General features: G+C 62.8%; 1 pseudogene. It reads right to left on the bottom strand.

The features are described from left to right. Positions 1 to 323 (bottom strand): annotated as a pseudogene (locus tag EN846_RS34220) (ABC transporter permease); the annotation flags it as partial.

Below are 323 nucleotides of genomic sequence, written 5' to 3'. Positions count from 1 at the left end.
ATGCACCCGAAACACGCCGACGCCGATGCCGTTGACGAAGCCGATCAGCACGGCCGGCAGCATGGCGAGCAGGAAAGCCACCGTGGGATCCTGGTTGACGATCTGGGTGGACATGATGAAGGCGCTCATCGTCGCCACCGTGCCGACGGACAAGTCGATGCGGCCGGTAAGCATCGTCATGGTCTGGCAGCCGGCGAGGATCGCGAGCGGGATGGCGAATTTCGCCGTGTTGGCGAGCCAGCGCTCGTTGACGATGCCAGGGCGCAGGATCTGCAGGATCACCACGAGAATGATCAAAAGGATGATCAGCGGGATGAGCGGCC

This window comes from Mesorhizobium sp. M4B.F.Ca.ET.203.01.1.1, assembly GCF_004791025.1.
Lineage (GTDB): Bacteria > Pseudomonadota > Alphaproteobacteria > Rhizobiales > Rhizobiaceae > Mesorhizobium > Mesorhizobium abyssinicae.
This window is presented reverse-complemented; position numbering and strand designations above follow the sequence as displayed.